Raw genomic sequence first — 4,568 nt, 5'->3', positions numbered from 1 at the left:
CTGCCCACCTCCGCACGTATCGATCCCATTCGCTAGCAGCCCAGCCTCTCGCGTGTCAACGTCATCCGCGACGGTACTGATCGGATGCTTACCCTCGAATAGCAGTCGTGACGTGATGATAGGAGGTATCTAAACGGAGAGGGGCCGAAGTGTTAAACACCCGGAAAGCCGCCCGACGACTTATAAGAGATCCAGAGCTTCCAAATTCTTCACTTAAGTGTCCTGTCGCACAGACACCCTGCCGTTATGGTCAGAGGCTTGGTGCGGCGAAGATACCATTGCTAGATTCTGCGAGATAACCGGACTACCCCCCACAGCGGCTTACACCCGTAAGTGTCGGAGCGGCTCTGCTACAAATCACCTTCTACAGCATCAATCTGGGTGAAGTCGAGAGCCCCTCCTCGGCCGGCCCCCTTAGACCCGGAGGTCTGATATGCGCACTCGCCACGCTTGTTCCATAGCCATCGCACTTGCCCTAATCTGCACCTTCGCGGTTGCTGCCAGCCGCCGACACAAGTCGCGACCGGCGCAGTCCCTCTTCGAGCCGAACGAAATGACGGTAGGACCACACCCCGTCAATCCCCATGATGGCCCATTCAGGGACATTGGGTCCAATGCCTCGGCGTCATGGGCAGGCATCGACTTTGACCTCGCGGTAGTTGACTCGGTGACCGCTGAACCGGTCTTTGACGGGGTACAGCGAATCAAGATTACCCATGGACAGTTTCGTCCACAAATTGGTTTAGGCGGCGTCGACGGACCCGATAAGAACAGGCCTGGATTATACGTACAGGTCTACTATCCTGAGCGGGGCCAGTTGGTCCGGAAGGTCGACGATCTCTTTCACATCCTTCGTGGCGGTTCTCATGACCAACCGATGTACCCGCCTTACACTCTAGAGTTTCTCTCGCCTCCTATTCCGAAGCTGCCAGAGAAGGGAGCAAAGATTCGCTTTACCTTATTAGCCGGCGCTAGCGGCGGTTGTCAACGTACTTGTCGTGTCACTTCAAGCAAACTGCTTTAGTTCTTCCGGCTGCATGCGCTCCGGATTGAGCCAGACTTCACCCTTCAATTCCCAATTACGCGTTGATCGGGACCAACGCCGTGGATTGCGCTCCCTGGCCTCTGCATAAACTGCTTCACGCTGCGCGAGCACTGCGGCGGCTACGCCGTTGTGGCGCTGCGCCGGCGTGACGAATTTCAGGCCGCTGTGTTTGTGCTCCTGGTTGTACCAACGCACGAACTTCTGCGTCCAGGCCCGTGCCTCATCCACGCTGCCGTACGCCCTGCGCGGGTAGTCGGGCCGGTACTTGCAGGTGCGGAACAGCGACTCTGCGTACGGGTTGTCATTACTCACACGCGGCCGGCTAAACGAGGCCGCGACCCCCAGGTTTTCCAGAGTGGCAAGCATCGTCGCACCCTTCATCGGGCTGCCGTTATCCGAGTGCAGCACCAGGGGACGTCCTGCCAGGCCCTCGGCCAGACTGGCACGCCGCATCAGCAACGCGGCTAGTTCTGCCGATTCGGCTTCATGCACTTCATGAGCGACAATCTTGCGGCTGAACACGTCCAGCATCATGTACCAGTAGTAGTACTGTCCTTTGACCGCCGCCGGCAGCCACGTGATGTCCCACGACCAGACCTGATTCGGTGCCGTCGCACAATGACTGGTCACCACCCGGGTCGAAGGCTTGCGCGCACGACCCCGGTGATGCTGCTGCGAGGTGCTGCGCAGCACGCGATAAAAGCTCGATTCCGATGCGACATACACGCCGCGATCCGCCAGGCTTGGCACGATCTGGCTGGGCGGCAGGCTGGCAAACTCCGCACTATTGGCCACCTCAAGAATCTGTTGCCGTTCGGCCTCACTCAGCTGATTCCCCGGCAGCGACCGTTCGGTCGTGGTACGGCCATCGGCGAGCACCGCGTCACCGTCACACACCCAGCGCTGGAATGTGCGCAGGCTCATGCCCAGCTCGTCGCAAGCCTTCTCCAGCCGACAGCCTGACTGCGCCGCCTCGCGTATCAACGATATACATAACAGGCGATCCGGGACGTTGATCAATCGTCCTCTTTGTCTCCCCAAAGTCGAGTAGCCCGGCGGAACTTCCCCGCCAGGCCCTCACAGATCCGTACGTGAACCTCTCGGTTCATACGGCTCTTGTCATCCAGCCGATGGCAATACCCCCAGCGTCCAGTGATACAGCAGATCCGGTGCACGCTCGGCCATCCGCCTGAGCCAGGTCCGCGCCTTGACACGACTCCGTTTAAACCGGCGATATTTGCGTACCGCCCATTTCATCAGAATATCGTTGAGGTGGGCGATCACGCGCTTGAACTCGCTCATGTAGAACGCCGCGTAATAGTTCCACCATCCTCGCAAGGCGGGATTGGCCCGCTCGGCAATCTCCTCGATTCCAGCTTCACTCCAGCGACCAATGTTCCACGTCCGCAGCTTCTCGCGGATGCGATTCGCCGCATTGCCACTCAAGGCAGGACTGAAGCTGTTGAAGTAAACGCCGCGCTTGCTTTTGGCCAGCCGACCACGGAAGGTGTATCCCAGAAAGTCAAAGCTCGTGTTGGGATAGTCGTTCTTGCGATTCCCATCCCGGCAGTACACGATCTTCGTCTTCTCAGGATGCAATTCCAGGCCACAGGCCTTGAGACGCGCACCGATTGCCTCCTGCAACCGTCTGGCTTCGGCTTCGCTTTTACAGTGGACCAAACCATCGTCCGCATACCGCACGAACGACGTGTCCGGAAAGTGCCTCGCCATCCAAGTATCAAAGGCATAATGCATATAGAGATTAAATAGTACCGGGCTGACGACACCACCCTGCGGCGTGCCCTGCGTCCGCGACACCATTTCCTGCCCCCTCATCATTGGTGCCTTCAACCAGCGTTCCACGTACAGCTCCACCCATGCGCAGCGTGCATGTTGCCGCACCGCTTTCATCATGAGTTCGTGATCAACATGGTCGAACGCACCTTTGATGTCAAATTCCAGTACCCAGTCGTATTTCCAGCATCGCTCCCGGACAGCAGCTATCGCGTCCAGCGCCGACCTGGAAGGACGGTAAGCATAGGAATCGGGATGGAAACAGGGCTCTACCTGCGCTTCAAGATAATTGCGTGCAACCGCCTGGGCAACGCGGTCCGCTACTGTGGGAACTCCCAACAGTCGCTTTTTGTTTTTGTCATTGCCCTTCGGAATTTCCACGCCACGCACCGGTGGGGGGAAGTAGCTCCCCGAAGACATTCGACTCCACAGCTTGTACAAATTGGGTCTCAGCCGCTGTTCAAATGCCTCTATGGTTTGCCCGTCCACACCGGGCGCACCATGGTTCGCTTTTACCTGAAGCCATGCTGCCCACACAGACGCCTTCGTTATTGCAAACGGCCTGGCTCGACTCATCGGCTCATCCCATTGTCTGGTTGACCCACAAGTCTCGCCGGATGACGCATTCCCTTCGCTCCCCCCCCATTACGAGGCTTCACAGCTACTACGAAATGCTCCGCCCCTGTACCCCGCATCGGTACTCTCGCCTTCTTTGAGTCCTTCAAATCAAGCTTCTCCCTTCGCATCGTGGTGACAGGTTCCTATGTTCCGTTCAATCGCCTGGAGTAACGTCACGCCGTCTTTATGCCGGTCGTCACCAAGCCAGTAATCAGGCTCCCGCTTGGTTTGTCCCAAGGTCAGGCGAGGACCTTGGTTTTGACGACAGGTGGAAAAAGCTATCGACACCTCATCAACGGTTCGCTTGCGCTCGTCTCGTTATTCCATACCTGACGCATTCAATGCGCCTTTTCTTCAACGCTCACCACCACGTCTCTTAAACGCAGCAGCTTGAAGTGGTTTGATGCCTTCTCCTGAAAGACGGCATCAAGGGGCCTACCCTCATCGATCAAACAGTTTTCATAGCACACTCGCCTGGGCTTTTTTTCTCAGAATCAGCAGCGCAGCCGCTTCCGCCAGCGCCTTCTCCTTGCGCTGCAATTCTTTCTCGAGCTGCTGGATGCGCTTCTTGTCGTCCTTCGACTGATGGCGCTGCTCGCGTGCCTGCTCCGTGGCATTCGCATTGGCCGAACGGCAAGCGGCTCGCCAGGCGGATATCTGTTCCGGATAAAGACCTTTTCGACGGCAATACTCGGCCAGCTCCGCTGCATTGAGCGGCGCGGTTTCCAGCACTACTGCAAACTTGTCCTCCGAAGACCATGCTTCGGCATTCTTCCCATCGCCCGGCGCAGCCAACCCTTGTCCTTTCGCCTGTCGGCGCCACGTGTACAACGTCTGTTCGGTAATTCCCGTTTCTCTGGCCAGCGCCGAAACCAGCGCGTTTTCCGGCGGCATCATGCGCCGCACCAGCGCTTCTTTTCTTTCTGCTGAGTAGGTTTTCATTCACCCTGATTTTACCGCCCCCGGACCATGTCTATAAGAATCAGATAACACGACAAGTAGTCTGACGCCGGGGGGAACTGAGCTTATCTATCCGCGAGGTCTATCGCAAACTGGCCAGCGCCTTGCATCCGGACCGCGAGACCGATCCGCAGGAACGTGAGCGCAAAAC

Annotated in this window: 1 protein-coding gene and 3 pseudogenes; 1 reads left to right on the top strand and 3 read right to left on the bottom strand. The window is 57.7% G+C overall.

Translation table 11 applies throughout. The annotated features are described in order from the left end of the window. Positions 1–1,006: 1,006 nt before the first annotated feature. From ABH944_RS44425 to ABH944_RS44415, 3 genes and pseudogenes are all read right to left on the bottom strand, one after another. A pseudogene (locus ABH944_RS44425) lies at positions 1,007–2,098 on the bottom strand (IS3 family transposase); the annotation flags it as partial. 66 nt (positions 2,099–2,164) lie between these two features. Further along, complete coding sequence (gene ltrA, locus ABH944_RS44420; RefSeq protein ID WP_404615778.1) at positions 2,165–3,415, bottom strand: group II intron reverse transcriptase/maturase; 1,251 nt, start codon at positions 3,413–3,415, stop codon at positions 2,165–2,167. Between the two features lie 522 nt (positions 3,416–3,937). Next, positions 3,938–4,399: pseudogene (locus tag ABH944_RS44415) on the bottom strand (transposase); the annotation flags it as partial. Positions 4,400–4,467: 68 nt separating this feature from the next. On the opposite strand from ABH944_RS44415, the pseudogene ABH944_RS44700 reads away from it, so the two are divergent. Continuing rightward, positions 4,468–4,568: pseudogene (locus tag ABH944_RS44700) on the top strand (J domain-containing protein); the annotation flags it as partial.

Origin of the sequence: Caballeronia udeis (assembly GCF_044909315.1) — a bacterium.
In the GTDB taxonomy this organism is placed as follows: domain Bacteria; phylum Pseudomonadota; class Gammaproteobacteria; order Burkholderiales; family Burkholderiaceae; genus Caballeronia; species Caballeronia udeis_A.
Note: the sequence above shows the minus strand (reverse complement) of the source record. Positions and strands in the feature narration are given on the sequence as shown.